The 15,929-nt window shown below is 63.9% G+C and carries 19 protein-coding genes; 10 read left to right on the forward strand and 9 right to left on the reverse strand.

What is annotated here, in order from left to right; all coding sequences use genetic code 11:
• Window positions 1–30 precede the first annotated feature (30 nt).
• The 4 genes from soxZ to ACVIJ6_RS32315 all read right to left on the reverse strand — a co-directional run bounded on the left by soxZ (window position 31) and on the right by ACVIJ6_RS32315 (window position 1,963).
• On the reverse strand, window positions 31–357 hold the full coding sequence (gene soxZ, locus ACVIJ6_RS32300; protein ID WP_315718309.1) for a thiosulfate oxidation carrier complex protein SoxZ: 327 nt from the start codon (window positions 355–357) through the stop codon (window positions 31–33).
• Window positions 358–372: 15 nt separating this feature from the next.
• A complete protein-coding gene (soxY, locus tag ACVIJ6_RS32305; protein ID WP_456776019.1) occupies window positions 373–825 on the reverse strand; it encodes a thiosulfate oxidation carrier protein SoxY in 453 nt (150 codons plus the stop codon).
• A gap of 20 nt (window positions 826–845) precedes the next feature.
• The gene (soxX, locus tag ACVIJ6_RS32310) at window positions 846–1,289 is read right to left on the reverse strand and encodes a sulfur oxidation c-type cytochrome SoxX (RefSeq protein ID WP_456776020.1); all 444 of its coding nucleotides are present in this window, start codon (window positions 1,287–1,289) and stop codon (window positions 846–848) included.
• Window positions 1,290–1,414: 125 nt separating this feature from the next.
• Window positions 1,415–1,963 (reverse strand): SoxW family protein, encoded by a 549-nt coding sequence (locus ACVIJ6_RS32315; protein ID WP_456777133.1) that lies wholly within the window; start codon window positions 1,961–1,963, stop codon window positions 1,415–1,417.
• Window positions 1,964–2,086: 123 nt separating this feature from the next.
• Here ACVIJ6_RS32315 and ACVIJ6_RS32320 point away from each other — a divergent pair, with 123 nt between their 5' ends.
• Complete coding sequence (locus ACVIJ6_RS32320; protein WP_456776021.1) at window positions 2,087–2,803, forward strand: hypothetical protein; 717 nt, start codon at window positions 2,087–2,089, stop codon at window positions 2,801–2,803.
• On the opposite strand, the gene ACVIJ6_RS32325 is transcribed toward ACVIJ6_RS32320, so the two are convergent.
• Window positions 2,804–3,538 carry a cytochrome c biogenesis CcdA family protein gene (locus ACVIJ6_RS32325; RefSeq protein WP_456776022.1) on the reverse strand — a complete coding sequence of 245 codons (735 nt, stop codon included), beginning with the start codon at window positions 3,536–3,538 and terminating at the stop codon, window positions 2,804–2,806. It lies immediately after the preceding gene.
• A gap of 131 nt (window positions 3,539–3,669) precedes the next feature.
• On the opposite strand from ACVIJ6_RS32325, the gene ACVIJ6_RS32330 reads away from it, so the two are divergent.
• The 4 genes from ACVIJ6_RS32330 (at window position 3,670) to ACVIJ6_RS32345 (ending at window position 8,105) form a co-directional block, all read left to right on the forward strand.
• A complete protein-coding gene (locus tag ACVIJ6_RS32330; RefSeq protein ID WP_456776023.1) occupies window positions 3,670–4,044 on the forward strand; it encodes a thioredoxin in 375 nt (124 codons plus the stop codon).
• A gap of 24 nt (window positions 4,045–4,068) precedes the next feature.
• Window positions 4,069–4,419 (forward strand): ArsR/SmtB family transcription factor, encoded by a 351-nt coding sequence (locus tag ACVIJ6_RS32335; RefSeq protein ID WP_012043755.1) that lies wholly within the window; start codon window positions 4,069–4,071, stop codon window positions 4,417–4,419.
• Window positions 4,420–4,567: 148 nt separating this feature from the next.
• Window positions 4,568–5,653 carry a YeeE/YedE family protein gene (locus tag ACVIJ6_RS32340; RefSeq protein ID WP_456776024.1) on the forward strand — a complete coding sequence of 362 codons (1,086 nt, stop codon included), beginning with the start codon at window positions 4,568–4,570 and terminating at the stop codon, window positions 5,651–5,653.
• 289 nt (window positions 5,654–5,942) lie between these two features.
• Window positions 5,943–8,105, forward strand: coding sequence for an FdhF/YdeP family oxidoreductase (locus ACVIJ6_RS32345; protein WP_456776025.1), 2,163 nt, complete (start codon window positions 5,943–5,945; stop codon window positions 8,103–8,105).
• A 262-nt stretch (window positions 8,106–8,367) separates the two neighbouring features.
• Here the strand turns inward: ACVIJ6_RS32345 and ACVIJ6_RS32350 are convergent, their stop codons facing one another.
• The gene (locus ACVIJ6_RS32350; protein ID WP_456776026.1) at window positions 8,368–9,069 is read right to left on the reverse strand and encodes a hypothetical protein; all 702 of its coding nucleotides are present in this window, start codon (window positions 9,067–9,069) and stop codon (window positions 8,368–8,370) included.
• 325 nt (window positions 9,070–9,394) lie between these two features.
• Here ACVIJ6_RS32350 and ACVIJ6_RS32355 point away from each other — a divergent pair, with 325 nt between their 5' ends.
• The 5 genes from ACVIJ6_RS32355 to ACVIJ6_RS32375 all read left to right on the forward strand — a co-directional run bounded on the left by ACVIJ6_RS32355 (window position 9,395) and on the right by ACVIJ6_RS32375 (window position 12,246).
• Window positions 9,395–9,967: a sigma-70 family RNA polymerase sigma factor gene (locus ACVIJ6_RS32355; RefSeq protein ID WP_456776027.1), complete on the forward strand. Its 573-nt coding sequence runs from the start codon at window positions 9,395–9,397 to the stop codon at window positions 9,965–9,967.
• 88 nt (window positions 9,968–10,055) lie between these two features.
• Window positions 10,056–10,448: a hypothetical protein gene (locus ACVIJ6_RS32360; protein WP_456776028.1), complete on the forward strand. Its 393-nt coding sequence runs from the start codon at window positions 10,056–10,058 to the stop codon at window positions 10,446–10,448.
• On the forward strand, window positions 10,445–10,921 hold the full coding sequence (locus ACVIJ6_RS32365) for a periplasmic heavy metal sensor (RefSeq protein ID WP_456776029.1): 477 nt from the start codon (window positions 10,445–10,447) through the stop codon (window positions 10,919–10,921). The genes ACVIJ6_RS32360 and ACVIJ6_RS32365 overlap by 4 nt, the downstream gene beginning before the upstream one ends.
• A gap of 149 nt (window positions 10,922–11,070) precedes the next feature.
• Window positions 11,071–11,406: a hypothetical protein gene (locus tag ACVIJ6_RS32370; RefSeq protein ID WP_456776030.1), complete on the forward strand. Its 336-nt coding sequence runs from the start codon at window positions 11,071–11,073 to the stop codon at window positions 11,404–11,406.
• A gap of 177 nt (window positions 11,407–11,583) precedes the next feature.
• Window positions 11,584–12,246, forward strand: a complete 663-nt coding sequence (locus ACVIJ6_RS32375; protein ID WP_456776031.1) for a DUF3313 domain-containing protein — start codon at window positions 11,584–11,586, stop codon at window positions 12,244–12,246.
• Window positions 12,247–12,373: 127 nt separating this feature from the next.
• Here ACVIJ6_RS32375 and ACVIJ6_RS32380 read toward each other — a convergent pair whose 3' ends face one another.
• From ACVIJ6_RS32380 to ACVIJ6_RS32390, 3 genes are all read right to left on the reverse strand, one after another.
• Window positions 12,374–13,081, reverse strand: a complete 708-nt coding sequence (locus ACVIJ6_RS32380; protein WP_456776032.1) for a fumarylacetoacetate hydrolase family protein — start codon at window positions 13,079–13,081, stop codon at window positions 12,374–12,376.
• Complete coding sequence (gene gtdA, locus ACVIJ6_RS32385) at window positions 13,074–14,150, reverse strand: gentisate 1,2-dioxygenase (protein WP_456776033.1); 1,077 nt, start codon at window positions 14,148–14,150, stop codon at window positions 13,074–13,076. The genes ACVIJ6_RS32380 and gtdA overlap by 8 nt, the downstream gene beginning before the upstream one ends.
• Before the next feature lie 117 nt (window positions 14,151–14,267).
• Entirely contained in the window at window positions 14,268–15,920 is a 1,653-nt protein-coding gene (locus ACVIJ6_RS32390; protein WP_456776034.1) for a benzoate-CoA ligase family protein, read from the reverse strand.
• Window positions 15,921–15,929 lie beyond the last annotated feature (9 nt).

Genomic DNA, 15,929 nt, shown 5'->3' on the forward strand with positions numbered 1-15,929 from the left:
GTCACTCTCCGTAGCGATCACACGCTGCGATCAAGCCTTCAACGCGATCTTTTCCTCGGCCGTCACGACCGAGCCGTCGTCATCGGTCCAGGCGAACTTGAAGGTGCCCTCCTCATCGATCCTGGCGTCGAACTGTATGTATGGGTTCGCCGAGATCGCCGGCTCAAGCGCGCAGGAGAACACCGGCTTGCCGTTGAACTCGCAGGTGAACTTGTTGATGATCTTGCGTGGGATCGGCTTGCCCTGCGCATCCTTGCGCTGGCCCGATTCCATCAGATGCGAGACCAGCGTCTTGATCTGGATGATCTCGCCCTTCTTGGCTTCCTTCGGAAGCTTGATCCGCGGCTTGTCTGCCATGTTCTCTCTCCTGCCTCAGCCGCCGCAGCCGCCGATGGTGACCTTGACCGTCTTGCGCTCCGTGAACAGCGAGCCGTCGCTCATCTTCGCGACCGCGATCACGTTCTGGGTCTGCGCCAGACGGATCCTGATCGACGCCTCGGCCTTGCCGGACATCGGCGTGAACATCAGCGTCGCGACGCCGGCGTTCGGATTGCCGTCGGCGACAAACAGCACTTCCTTGACGTAGTTGTCCGACGTCATCGGGCTGTCGACCGTGAGCGCGAGCGGCACGGTGTTGCCGTTCTCGGCGATCTCAGGCAGATCGAGCGTGATCTTGCCCTTGGCGGCTTCCTTGCCGCCGGTGAACTTCTTGATCAAGTCGGCCGCGTCGTTGCCCGGCTCGGCGTTGGCGGCCATCGGCAGCACCGTCAAAGCGACGAAACCGCCGCCGAGAAGGAACGCCTGTCGTCTGTTGATTGCGCCCATGCATCATCCTCCAGAGGCGGTTATTTCAAGGTTTCGAGAAAGGCGACGACGTCCTCGACCTGCGCGGCGGTGAGAACGGGCTTGCCGACGAACTCCGGCCTGACCCGATTGAGTCCGTCGTTCTTGTAGAAGGCGGGCATCACCGTATCGGTGAAGATGCGCTTGGGATCGGCAACGATCAGGCGCAGCTGCGCCGTGTTGTAGCGGGTCGCGACGCCATCCAGCGACGGACCGAACTCGCCGTGAAACTCTTCCGACTTCAGCGCCGAGACCTGATGACAGGCAAGGCAGTTGCCCAGCGTCCGCGTCAAAAACACCTTCTTGCCGGCCTCGGCATTGCCGGGCGCGCCCGTCAGGGATTTTGGAATCGCATAGTCGACGATGTCGAGCCTGATCGGCTCGTCACCTCGCGCGGTTGCCGACAGCAACACGGAGAGCAAGGCGGCCGGAATCAAACGGCGCATGTTTCCACCCTGACCGACGAGGCTTCCCCTCGCCTGCTGATGCAACGGACTTACGGTCCGTCATATTCACAAATAATGATTTGATAATGTGACTGGTGTCAACCGAATTCGATGCGGCAGCGCACTCATCCCTTGGTCGACGCGAGATAGTCCCGGAACGTGCCACGCTCATAGGCCTTGTCGCGCACGAAGCGGAACATTGCGAGGAAATGCGCCGGCTTGAGATAGCCCGGCGCGCGCGCCACCTCGCGGGCAAGCGGCTCCTTGGCTGCAACGCCGTCGACCGACGGCGGAAAGAACTGGAACGTCGGCGTGAATCGGATCGCGTAGCGCTCGGCAAGCTCCTTCTCGGTCAGTTCCTTGCCGTCGAAATCGATCACCTTGCGCGCGCCGAGCAGGTTGAGCTGCAGGACTTCGAAATTGGCGCGGATGTAGTCCGTGATCCCTTGATCGGCAAAGTTCACCAGATGGGTCTCGCGGCAATAGGGGCAACCGCGCAGCTCCCACATCACCGCAAGCCGCTTGCCCTCGGAGGCGGCGCTCTCGAGGTCCTCGCGCAGATCCAGGAAGCTGTTGAGGAACCAGGATTGGTGATAGAGCCCGTCGTCGCCGAGCACCGCGTCGGCCCGCGCCGACGATTGCATGGCGCCGAACGCGGCCGCTGCGGGCAGCAGCGCAACCAGATCGCGGCGCGTCATCGTCCGGTTCGTCGTCATCAGCCTGCTCGCGCGCTTTGCCAAGTCCACGGAATCTCGATACATAATATTCGAATAACAGAATGTGAAAAAGGACATTCGATGCTGCGCCGCGCCATCCTGCTGTCGCTCGTGCTGTCATGCCTCACGCATGGCGTCCGCGGGCACACCGAAGAGAACGCGGATATTGCGGCCTTCATGCACGCTGCGATGGCCAGCCTGCGCACAGCCGCGAGCTATGGGCGCACCGGCAATGTGGGCTTGGCGCAGCTCGAGCTCGACGACGCCAGGACCGCCTGGGCCAGGCTCAGCCGGCTCGCCGAGCGCTCCAATGCGCCCTCTTCGGCCCAATCCTTCGCCGCTCTGATCGCCACTGGACACGATCGCCTGAAGCTGGCGGACGAAGAGCTGGCCGCTGGTGACGGAGCCCGCGCTGCGGCGGCCATTGCCGCATTGCGCCAGTCGCTTCACGCCTTCAGACGCGAGGCCGGCGTCGTCGAGCTCAGCGATTGCGTGTTCGACCTGTCGCCTGCCATGAACGAGTTGCGCAATGCCGCGATACGGTTCACGGCGGACAAGGGAGATCCCGGCGAGGTCGAGCAGGCCGGCACCGCGCTACGCGAGCGTCTGCAGCGCTGCAACGTCCTGGCGCCGCCGGACGTTGCGAGCCAAGCCGAATTCCGCCGCCTGATCGACGGCGCCACAGCAAGCGCGGGCGAGATCGGCGGCGCCGCGCGCGCGGGCGATGCCGGTCTTGTGCATCGCTATGAGATCGAGCTGCAATCTTTCGTCAATCTGCTGGACTTCCGCTTCGGCTGATCAGCCGATCGTGGCCAGCGAGGGAAAGCGCTCGAAGATCCATTCCGACATCCGCGGGACCACGCCGGTAAGAAAGGCCGTGCCGGTCAGCACCAGAAAGCCGCCCATGGTCTTCTCGACCAGCGGCAGATGCGGCTTGATGCCCTTCAGCAGGGTCATGAACTGGCTCATGAAGGCGGCGGCGATCAGGAACGGGATGCCGGTGCCGAGCGAATAGGCCGCGAGCAGCAGAATGCCCTTCCCGACCGTCGCCTCCGCGCCGGCCATCATCAGCACGGCGGCCAGAATCGGCCCCGCGCATGGCGTCCAGCCGAAGGCGAAGGCCAGCCCCATCACGAAAGCGCCGAGCAGTCCGGCCGGCTTGCGGCCGACATCGATGGTCGCGCTGCGGTACAGCAGCGGAATCCTGAGCAGCCCGAGGAAATGCAGGCCCATCGTGATGATGACGAGGCCGGCGACGATGCCGAGTTGGCTGAGATGGCCGGCGATGAATCGGCCGAACACCGAGGCGGTGGCGCCGAGACCGACGAAGACAAACGAAAAGCCGACGACGAAGCAGAGCGCCGTCAAGACCGTGCGCCGCCGCGGCACCGGTGCGGCCTCGGTGACGGTCTCGGCCGCCGACACCCCGGCCATGTAGCACAGGAACGGCGGCACCAGCGGCAGGATGCACGGCGACAGGAAGGACAGCAGCCCCGCGGCCAGCGCGGCGCCCAGCGTGACGTCGAGATCCATCAATCCTCCCGGGCTGGACACCCCTGCCCCATGCCGCCCGCCTTGACGACGCGAGCTTCGGAAACGGAGCACTAGTACATATTCGAATTCAATGATAGATTGGACCGCAAGTCCAGCAAGAGGATTGCGGCATGACGCTCAAAATCGCAAAGCTCGCATCGGCGGTGGCGGCGGGCCTCTGTCTCTCGTTGCCGGCCGCCGCCTCCGAGCTCGTGATGTTCGAACGCGCGGGCTGCGGCTGGTGCGCCCGGTTCAATGCCGAGATCGTACCGATCTATGCCAAGACGGATGAAGGGCGCGCATTGCCGCTGCGGCGGGTCGACCTCAGCCAGCCGATGCCGGCGGATCTCGCCGGCATCGATCCGGGCGCGTTCACCCCGACCTTCGTGGTGGTCGATCAGGGCCGCGAAATCGGACGGATCCGCGGCTATCCCGGTGATGCGTTTTTCTTTGGGCTGCTCGGCCGTATAATGAATGTTACAAGCGGGACGCCGGCCCGCTCCTGACGGACAATCGAGGATCCAGAATTCATGCCGCTGCCGAAGTTGAAGGACATCGAAACCTCCGCCGAGCTCGAGCAGATGATCGAGAAGGCGCGAGAGGCCAGCGAGATGCTGAAGGCGCTGTCCCACGAGTCCAGGCTTCTGCTGCTCTGCATCCTCTCCGAAGGCGAAAAATCCGTCACCGAGCTCGAACAGTTCCTGGGCGAGCGGCAGTCGACCGTCTCCCAGCAGCTCGCCCGTCTCCGGCTCGACCGGCTGGTGACGACGCGGCGCGAGGGCAAGACGATCTACTACAGCCTCGCCAGCGAGGACGTCCGCAAGATCCTGACGGCAATCTACGACGTCTTCTGTGAGCCGGTCCGCAAGCGCCGCCGCTGACATTCGTCGCATCGCAATCGCCCTCGCTGACCATCCGGCTCCCGCCGCAGGCAGGCGCGAGCCGCAAGCAGCGGGCGCGGCAGGAGGTCTGGCTTCGCCGCCGATCCTGGCGCACAATGCCGGGACGAAAACAAGGACATCGGGGGCAATGCTCAGTCCGTCAGCATTGACGTTCATGTGCGGTGTACTGGCAGGCGGCGTTCTCGGCGTTGCCGGGCGCGCCGGCCGGTTCTGTACGCTTGCGATGCTGGAGGACGCGTTTTTCGGTGCGGATACGCGGCGCCTCAAATCCTTCGCCCTGGCTGCGGCAGTGGCGCTGGTGGCCACCCAATTGCTCGCGAGCTTCGGCCTCATCGATCTCTCGCGCTCCATCTATCTGACCTCATCCATTCCGCTCGGCGGCGCCATCCTGGGCGGCTTTGTGTTCGGGATCGGCATGGCGCTGGTCGGCACCTGCGGCTTCGGCACGCTGGTCCGCATCGGCGGCGGCGATCTGCGCGCCATCGTCGTGTTCCTGGTGCTCGGCGTCTCGGCCCTGGCTGCAATGCGCGGGCTCACCGGATTCCTGCGCGTTGGACTCATCGAGCCGCTGTCGCTGCGCCTGCCGGAGACGATGAGCCAGGGCATCGACGTTCTGCTGTCGGCGGTGCTTGGATCATATGCGCGGCCGGCCGTCGTCTCCATCGCGGCCGTCGCGCTGGCCGCCTGGGCGCTGGCCGACGGACGACTCGTCAGATCGCCACGGCTGCTGCTCTCGGGCCTCGCCGTCGGCGGCGCGGTCGCGTTCGGCTGGTTCGCCACCGGCTGGCTCGGCAACGACGATTTCGATCCGGCGCGCTTGGCCTCGCTGACATTCGTCGCCCCGCTCGGCAACACCGTGCTCTATATCGCGACGCTGTCCGGCAGCCGTGCCGATTTCGCGATCGGCTCGGTGGCGGGCGTGATCCTGGGCTCCTTCGTCGCGGCGATGTTCTCGCGCGTGTTTCGCTGGGAGGCCTGCGACGACGCGCGCGAACTGAAACGTCACATGGTCGGCGCGCTGCTGATGGGCACCGGCGGCATCATGTCGATGGGCTGCACCATCGGCCAAGGCCTCTCGGCGTTCTCGACGCTCGCGCTGTCGGCGCCGCTGACCATGCTCGCGATCACCTGCGGTGCACGCCTCGGACTCGAATACACCATGACCGGCGAATGGCGGCCGGCCGTGCGGAACCTGCTCCGGATCAGCCATTGATCGACGGCAAATTGGCGGTTGCGCCCTGCACCAGCCGACAGTCCGCCGCGGTTCAAAGAACAGGCGCCGGCAAAAGCGGCCGTCCTCTGATAGCCGCGGCCCGCGCGCTGCAAGGATACGCGGCAGATCGGAAGATCTAGTCCCCCGCGGCACGGTAGGCTGAGCCACTCGGCAACGGCCCCACCCTTCCTGCAAGCTGCGATCGCGATCGTCCTCCAACTGAGCTCAGGAACTGCGGCATCGCATATGCGTTGGCTGCGTGCGGGGCTCGTGCCGTACTGAGTTGAAGATGTCCCACGCCGATCATAAGAGCCTTCAGGAACACGAGCAAACAGTCCATTACGAAGGGCCCAGCGGCGGCTGGGGATCGCTGCGCGGCATCGCACGGATCTTCGGCAAGGAGTGGACCACGCCGGCGGCGCTTGAGACCCTGGCGCGGCAGAACAGGCCCAAGGGGTTCATGTGCGTGTCCTGCTCCTGGGCGAAGCCCGCGGACTACCACACCTTCGAGTTTTGCGAAAACGGAGCCAAGGCCACGCTGTGGGAGCTCACCACGCTCCGGTGGGAGGAGGCTTTCGACGCGATCGGCGCAGAGCTCCGTCGGCTCGATCCGAAGTCCGTCATCTTCTATTCGTCCGGTCGGGCAAGCCTGGAAACGTCCTACCTCTACGCGCTGTTCGCACGCGCCTACGGCAACAACAATCTGCCCGACAGCTCGAACATGTGCCACGAGACCACCTCAGTGGCCCTGAAGAAGGTCATCGGCGCCGGCGTCGGGACGGTCGTGTTCGACGACCTGAAGAATTGCGACGCCATGTTCTTCTTCGGCCAGAATACCGGCTTCAACAGCCCTCGCTTCCTGCATCCGCTGCAGGATGCCGCGAAGCGCGGGGTGCCGATCGTCACGTTCAATCCGGTGCGCGAGAAGGGCCTGATTGCGTTCACCAACCCGCAGAACCCGGCGGAGATGCTGACCGGCAGCGAGACGCCGATCAGCACGCAATATCACGAGGTCCGGCTCGGCGGCGATATCGCTGTCATGCTGGGCATCTGCAAGCATGTGTTCGCAGCTGACGACGCGGCCAAGGCCGAGGGACAACGGGTTCTCGACGTCCCCTTCATTGAACAACACACCCAGGGGTTCGAAGACTTCGAGGCCAAGGTGCGCGGGACTTCATGCTCCGAGATCGAAGCGAAGTCCGGCTTGAGCCAGGGCGCGATCGAGCGGGCTGCAGAGATCTACGTCAAGGCTGACCGCGTGATCGGCGTCTACGGGATGGGCCTGACCCAGCATGTTCACGGCTTCGAGAATATCGCCATGTTCGTCAACATGCTGCTGCTGAGGGGCAATATCGGCCGCGACGGGACCGGAATATCTCCGGTCCGCGGGCATTCGAGCGTGCAGGGACAGCGCACCGTCGGCATCTCCGAAAAGCCGGAGCTGGTGCCGCTCGACAAGATCGCCGAACAGTTCGGATTCGATCCGCCCCGCGACAAGGGGATGAACACGGTCGAAGCCTGCGAAGGCATTCTCTCGGGGAAGGTCAAAGCCTTTTTCGGCCTTGGCGGAAACTTCGTCCGGGCGATACCGGAGCGTGAGGCGATGGAACGTGCATGGCGCAGGATGGACCTGACGGTCCAGATCGCGACCAAGCTCAACCGCAGTCATCTGGTGAACGGCAGGACCGCCTATCTGCTGCCCTGTCGCGGCCGCACCGAACAGGACATGCAGGCCAGCGGGCCTCAAGCCGTGTCGATGGAGGACACGTTCAGCTGCATCCAGGGCTCGATCGGGTTGCGGAAGCCGGCAAGCGAGCATCTCAAATCGGAGGTCGATATCGTCGCCAGTCTGGCCGAGGCAACCGTGCCGCCCCATCCCAGGCCGAAGTGGCGCGAATGGGTCGGCAACTACGCCCTGATCAGGCATCTGATCGCGCAGACCTACCCGGACGAATTCCACGATTTCAACGAACGGATGTTCACGCCGGGCGGATTCTATCGCGGCAATTCCGCACGCGAGCGAATCTGGAAGACCAACAGCGGCAAGGCCGAGTTCACCGTCCCCGACACCCTGGACGCCGCTGGCTTCGACGACGCACCCGGACGCTACCGGCTGCTGACGATGCGCAGCAACGACCAGTTCAACACGACGATCTACGGATTCAGCGACCGCCTGCGCGGTATCGAGGGCACCCGTCAGGTGCTGCTGATGAATCCCGACGACATCGCCAAGGCCGGACTGCGGGAGGGACAGATGGTCTCGCTGATCAGCGACGCGCAGGATGGCATCCACCGCGAGGCGGGACCGTTGAAGGTGACGCCGTTCAGCCTGCCTGCCGGGTGCGTCGGCTCGTACTATCCGGAGATGAATCCGCTCATGCCGCTATCGCATCACGATCAGCAGTCGAAGACACCGGCGGCCAAATCGATCGCGGTGAGACTGAAAATCTAGGGGGGGCGGACGATCGTCGGCCGCCTGCGAATACAGATTTTTTGTCCCAGCGGCAGCGAGCGAGGCACGCCACAGACGTGGCTCCTCCAATCCGACGGATTACCCCTGGTGACGGGCAACCATCAGACCACACTCCGCGTCATCATGTCGTGCCATGCTTGGCCCCTCGATCCAGAATCGCACCGAGCACGCCGCCGAGATACGCGCCGCTCACCTGTTCAGACCCTGTCTGTTCCATCAGGATCGTTGCCGTCGGGCCACGTCACACACCTTTGGCTGGTATCGATATGTCCGCGACCGTCAGCCCATCACGTCGCGTCAAATTCGCCGAGCCCCGATACGGCGCGATGAGCTCCTTGATGATTGCCCCGCCCTCGCCTTGACCCGCGCCGCCAGGTCCCCAGCCATCATCACTGACTGTCAGGCGAACATGTCCCGTGGACGAGACGCGCAGCGAAACGAGGATCGTCCCAGTCGCACGCATGTGCATTCCATGTCTGACCGCGTTGCCCACCAGTTCATGCCCGACCTGAAGCACCACGGGAACGATCGGCGCCGGACAATGTCCTGCAACCTGTACCCTGGCCTGGATTGCCTGATCGCAGTCGCTCAGCAGAGCGATCGTAGCCCTGACCAGGGAGCTGAAACGCCGTTCGAAGCCGGCAGGAGGCGCCGTGAATCCAAAAAGAGCGTCGGAGATCTCCGCCGAAAGCAGTATGCGGCGAAGGATATCATCGGCAAGCGCAGCGCCTGATGGTGTGCTGCGCAAGGCGCTCGTCTCACATTGCGAGATGATCCGTTGCAGCGCATTCTTGATGTGATGACGCAGCAGCCTGAAAGCAGGGCAGCGGTCGGCTGCCTGAACACTTCCGTCGGACAAAACACCGATGTCACCGCCATCGCACGGCAAGTCGGCCGCTCGAACGATGGCGAAATGATGTTCCGGAGTACAGACGAATTGCATGTCCCCTCTCGCGCTGCTCAGTTCAATTGTCCTTGTTGTACGGATCCCACGATGCGATGCGACGCAATGCGGCTGAAAATTGTTCTCGGCGTGATCCGTTGGACCTGACGCGGCTCCGCAAGCGGTGGACCAGCAGTCGCGTCTGCGCAGTCACCGACGAATCTGTCCACAGATCCGGGGGAAAGGTCCGCGTCCTCCGTATCAGTCACGTCGGCCGCTGATGACGAGGACGACACCCATGCGAGCAGGATGCGTAGCGGTATCATGGCTGGAGGTCAGTTGGGGGGAGTGCCGGTTACCGGCGATCCAGACCGGGAGCCTCGGCGTGGCTAAGCTCCGCGCTTATGGCAACGCGGCAGATGACGAGCTCCTGTGCTGGTCGGCTGAAGGCGACAGACGAGCGTTCGACGAAATCGTCCTGCGCCACGGCCAATTCGCGCTGAATGTCGCTGCTCGCCTGATTTCGGACCGGCGAGACGCCGAAGATGCCGCGCAGGAGGCGATGGTTCGGGCCTGGAAGCAGGCGCGCCGCTTCGATCCGAGCCGAGCTCAGTTCCGAACCTGGCTCTATAGGATCGTCGTCAACCTGTGCATCGATCAGCGCCGGCGGGTATGGCCAGAGACGATGCCAGAGGACTTCGATGCGATCGACCCCGGCGCGCCGGTGGACGAGGCCATGGCTGCGAGCGAGCGCGACGCAGCTCTCGCTGCGGCGCTGCGGGCACTGCCGGAGAACCAGCGGGCTGCCGTGACGCTGGTCTATGATGAAGGGCTGTCGGGTGCGGAAGCGGCGCGCATCCTCGGGCTGTCGGCCAAAGCTGTGGAGCGATTGCTGGCCCGCGCGCGAACCGCGCTGCGTGACAGGCTTCACACCGGATACGTTGGAAAGGGTGATTAGAATGTGGTCGCTCGACGAGTTTACCTCACTCGCGGAAAGCTACGGAGCAGATCTCGATCGCTGGCCCGCGGAGCTGAGGTCGAAAGCAATGGCGCTGCGCGATGCATCCGCCGCGGCACGCGCTGTGTTGGATCGGGAGCGGGAGCTCGATGTCGCAATGGAAGCGGCACGGCGCCGCGAGGACATGGTCCTCTGGTCGCCCGGGGAGCACGCCGCGGCCTTGGCGCGGTTGAGATCGGGTGTTGCCGCCCGTATCGCACCCTTGCCCTGGAGCAGATCTGCGGTGTTTGCGCTCGGCTGGAATGTGCTGGAGAATTGCGACGCCATCGGAGCGGACCGCGGGTGGTTGAGGTTCGCGACCAGCAGTACGATCGTCGTCGCTGCCGGCGTCCTGATCGGGTCGCACTTCCTCGCGGCGCCTCCACCGGCCGATCTGCTGTCCTCACTCGAGATGGCGCCCATTCACATCTTCTCAGAATGACGGACGAGATGTCTCAGACTGACACGCTTCGCCGCAACTGGCGCCGCATAGCGCTGCCGGCCTCGATTGTTCTCAACATCTTCCTGATCGCGATTCTCGCCGGGCACGCCCTCTCCGGGTTGCGCGGGACCGCCGTCTTAAACGATCCCGTCGCACGGGTGCTCGCCAATGCCACCGCCACGCTGCCGCCTCAGGATGCTGCGGTGTTCCGGAAGTCCGTCCTGGATGCGGCGCCCAGCTACGCGGAAGGGCTGAAAGGTCTTGCCAAGGCGCGGCAACAACTCGTTACGCGCATCGCTGCCGAGCCTTTCGACCCGGCCGCCGTGCAGCAGGAGTTCAAGAATTGGCGTGCGGCCACCGACGCCTTCTACGAAGCCTTCGATGGACCACTGACGGATGCACTGGCCAGACTATCTCCCGAGAGCAGACGGAGAGGGCTGGCCGCCGACCCGGGAATGAGATCCGCCCCCTGACCCGATCTCAGACACGGCGCAGCAGCCTGCGTCTCGGCTGGACTGCTCTCGGCCCATCACGAGCGACACCAAGAAAATATCAACAGACATGTCGCGCAGACGACCGTGCACCGTATCAGTGCCGTGCTCACCATAGAGGAGAAGCGCACATGTTACGAAAATTGGTGCTGGTCTCTGCCCTCGCCCTGCCCGCGGTCATCACGAGCGGCCCTTCAGCCCAGGCCGGCCAATTTGTCGCCACAGGGCCTCGCGGCGGCACGGTCGCAGGCAGCACCTGGCGCGGGTCCGGTTATTGGGGGCGCGGTCCATGCTGTGCCCGCGGCAATGTCGCGGCCGGCGCTGTTGCAGGTCTCGCCGTCGGAGCTGCCATCGGTGCCGCGGCCGCCTCGCGGCCGGTGGCCTATGTCGCGCCTCCGCCGCCGCGCGTCGTTTACGTCCCCCCGCCGGTCGTCTACGCGCCCTACGGCTACTACTACGGTCCGTAGCGAACGCCGCCGGACGTCCTCCATAGGGAGAGGCTGCAGCCTCTCCCTGCTGCCAATTCCGGATCTCGATAGCAATCGGACGATCCAAGGCGATCGTCCCGACCACGGCAACGAGTCAACCAGCCCGAGCCACAGCAATCGATCGACAATCCGAGACCCTGCAAAGTGAGTTCGATCATGTGCGTTTCGAGGACGTCCTCCGCCCTGACATTGCTGAGCGCAGCGCTGCTGGCGGGCTGCGCCAGCACCGCCCCAGTGAAATATCAGGGCCTTGCCGCAACATCGGCCATGGTCCCGAACACATCGGCCGACAGCGACCACGTTCCCTTCTCCTATGCGATGCCGGGAACGAACTGGACCAATTACTCCGGCTTCGTTCTCGATCCCGTCACGATCTATGCAGGGGCCGACAGCCAGTTTGGAGATCTCTCCGACGGCGACAAGCACGCGCTTGCGACCTACATGCAGAACCAGTTCTCGACGGCACTCGGCAAGCGATTTGCGTCCGCGACGGCGCCCGCCTCCGGTGTCTTGCGCATCCATTTGACGCTGACCGGCGTCGAGACCACAAAGCAGGTCATTTCGACGGCGACGAAGATCGTTCCTGCAGGCGCAGTTCTCAACACGATCGCGACCGTCGGAGACAAGCAGGCGGCATTCTCGGGGTCCGTCACCTATGTCGTCGAGATCTATGACGGAGCGTCGCGCAAGCTCTTGCGCTCCTTCGTCAGCAAGCAGTATCCGCTCGCTATCGATGTCCTGGCGACCATCGGTCCCTTGGAGGCGGCACGAGCCGGAATTCGCCGGGGCGCCGACGCGCTGACGGCGCAGCTGATGTGATCCGATAGGCGCCAAGGATGACGTCGCATGGCTTCACTCGATCACGAGCGATGAATGGGTGCACAACGACCAACCGATGACGTCAATGCCACCCCAGCGGCAGCCCGCCCGCTCGCAACATCAGCGACTAGCTCACCGGTATGCGGATCTCTCCCAGGCCAACGATTCCGCCAGTCATGGTTTGCCCGCGCTGCACCGGACCAACGCCTTCCGGCGTCCCCGTCATGATGATGTCACCGGCTTGAAGAGACATGGACTGCGAACAGATCGAGATGATATCCTGAACCGGCCAGATCAGCTTCGAGATATCGGAGTCCTGCTTGGTCACGCCGTCGACCGCCAGCCAGATTCGTCCCGCTTTCGGATGTCCGACCTCGGACACCGGGCGCAACGGCGCAATGGGCGCGGAGAAGTCAAACCCCTTGCCCCAGTCCCAGGGACGGCCTTGCTCGCGCGCCTGAAGCTGCAGATCGCGGCGCGTCAGGTCGATCCCTACACCGTAGCCCCAGACGTGATCCAGCGCACGGTCCAAGGGGATATCCGCGCCGGATCGGCCGATGGCGACGATCAGCTCGATCTCATAATGAAAATTGTTGGTCAGCGGCGGATAGGGAACGGCGGTGCCGTCATCGACGACGGCATCGGCGGGCTTCATGAAGAAGAACGGCGGCTCGCGATCGGGGTCGCGTCCCATTTCACGGGCATGGGCCGCATAATTTCGGCCGACACAGATGATCCGCCGCACAGGAAAGCGCGCCGACGAGCCGTTGACGGCGACGGACGCCTGCGGCGGAGGCGGCAGAACGAATTCGCTGTGGGTCGTATCGTCACGCATTGCCACGGTCCTCCCGGAACAGATGAAGCGCTTCCTGAATGGGTCGATCGGAATAAGAGAAGATCACGGCATCGCCATCGATGGCCTCGTGACGCACGCGATGCCATGAGGGCACGACGAAGATGTCCCGCCTGCTCCAGTCGACCACCATCTCGTCGCCGGACCGGGCGGATATGATGCTGCGTCCCCTCCCCTCGATCGGCACGAACACCGTCGCGTCGGTCGAGCGGTAGGCCGCGGTCGCAAAGCCCTTCGGCAGAAGCTGGATGAAGGTCGCCATGGTGGCCATGGCATGATTGCCGGTGATCGGGTTGGTGTATCGCATCTTCAGACCGTGGCACGCATCCCAGGCGGCGGCCCGCTGCAGGCGGTCGAGCGCTTCGCGCGTGCGCGCATAGGGATAGTTGAACACCGGCGAGGCGCCTCCACCGCCCTTGTGGTCCACGGGCAAGAGGTTGTGACCGTAGCGGGCGTCACTGTCGCCGATCGGTCGCGTGATCGGCTGCTCGTCGACGTCGAGATGCTCGGCGAACGACGCATCCAGCATCTGCACCACCGGAATATCCAGACCATCCAGCCAGAAGATCGGGTCAGTGCCCGGGTTGCCGTGATCGTGCCAGGCCCACGGCGGCGTGATGATGAAATCGCCCTCATGCATGATGGTGCGCTCGCCGTTCACGGCCGTGTAGGCCCCCTCGCCCTCGAGGATGAAGCGTAGCGCCGACTGGGTGTGCCGGTGCGCCGGAGCGACTTCGCCCGGCATGACCAGTTGCACGCCGGCATAGAGATCGGTCGTGATTTTGGACTGCCCACGCAGTCCGGGATTCTCGAGAACGAGAACTCTTCGCTCGGCCTCCTTGGTGGTGATGAGATCTCCGGCCTCGATCATGTGCGTGCGGATCTCGTCAAACCGCCAGGACGCCGGAAGACAAGCGCTCCTCGGCTCCGGCGTCACGAGGTCGGCCAACGACAACCAGAGAGCCGAGAGATTTTTCTTGTCGATCTTGTCGTAGAATGCCCGCCGTTCAGGTGTGTCGGCTGTCGGGGCGATGATTCTCTCGTGAGACATCGTGTCATCTCTTGGATGTTGGGGATATCGTCGGTCTGGACGTGATCGGCGCCGGCCGTTGTCTGTTCGCGAAACCTCGGTCCAACGGCAAGCGCGCGCTTCCAGGCCGTTGAGCGGTCAATCTGTCGTTCTGGCCGCGGACGCGGCGCTACGCAGCTTCTGCCGATCGATCTTGCCGGTCCCGGTCTTCGGCAGATCCGGCCAGTACTCGATCAAGCGCGGATATTTGTAGGGCAGCAATTTCGACTTGACGTGATCCTGAAGCTCGCGCGTCAGTGCCTCGCTCGCAGAACACTCGTCGCGCAGAATGACGAATGCCTTTGTCGTCATGCGGCGGTCCGGAAGCTCCATCCCGAGCACTGCGCACTCGCGCACGGCCGGATGCTCCGCCAGGCACAGCTCGATTTCGATCGGATAGATCCACTGGCCGCTGACCTTGATGAGATCGTCGACACGGCCCACGAAGGTGAAGAACCCGTCGTCATCCTCGACCAGCCGGTCGCCAGTCCAGATCCAGCCGCCGACTCGCATGGTCTGCTCGGTCTTGTCCGGCCGGTTCCAGTAGCAAGGCGCGTTGGAGTGACCACGCACCCACATCACGCCGGCCTGGCCGCGCGGGACGGGCTCACCTTCCGGAGTCGTCAGCCGGATCTCGTAACCCGGCACGCGTCTACCGGCCGTTCCGACCTTCTTCTGGTGGGGCGTGTTCGAAAGATAGATGTGCAGAGCCTCGGTCGATCCCAGCCCTTCCAGGATCTCATGCCCGAAGCGACGCTTCCACGCGTTGAAGATGTCCTGTGACAGCACCTCCGCGGCCGACAGGCAGAGGCGAACGCTCGACAGATCGGCCCGCTCGATTCGCGGATGGTGCAGCAGCGCATTGTAGAGAGTTGGCAGACCGAAGAAGAGCGTCGGCTTGAACCTCTCGATCGCTTCGATCACCGCGTTGGGCTCGGGACGGCTGGCGAGAAGGACGGTGCTGGCGCCGACCGAGAACGGGAAGGTGATCGAGTTGCCGAAGCCATAGGCGAAGAATATCTTCGGTACGGAAAAGCAGATATCGGTCTCCTTGATCGCCAGAATGTGGCGACCGAAGCTCTCGGCGGTGTAGGCCATGTCGTGCTGCAGATGCACGATCCCCTTTGGCCGGCCAGTGCTTCCGGAGCTGTACATCCAGAACGCCATGTCGTCGCGCGTGGTCGGCGCCGGATCGAGCTCCGCAGGAAACTGTGCGAACCATTGGTCGCCATTCCTCACGTCGACGGAGACGGGCGCGGACAACGCTTCGCCGTCGACGATGATCAGCGTACGCAACGACGTGTCCGAAATCGTCTCTTCGTCGAACAGATGCGCGTATTCGGCATCGACGATCGCGACGATCGCCTCGGAATCCGTCAGGTAGAATCCGATCAGCTCCTTGGGCGACATCGTGTTGATCAGCATCGGAACATACCCGGCGCGGATCGCTCCGAACAGGACCGCCGGATAGGTTGCAGTGTCGTTCAGGAGCAGCAGCACACGCTGGCCTGCAGCGAGACCCAGAGACGTGAGCGCGTGTCCGGCTCTCGCCGCCCGCGCGCAGAGTTCGCCATAGCTGACATCGCCGGCCGCGGCATGGATGGCGATCTTGTCGGCGCGTCCCGCCTGGAGATTCCCGAACAGGATTTCGCTGGCATTGTAGCGCTGCGGGACGTCGAAACCGATCTCGCGCGCCCCGTCGGTATCGTTGGGGACGTGGTCCACGATCGTCGAAGATGGCCGATCGGTCATGGGAGCACT

This window comes from Bradyrhizobium sp. USDA 4369 (assembly GCF_054056435.1).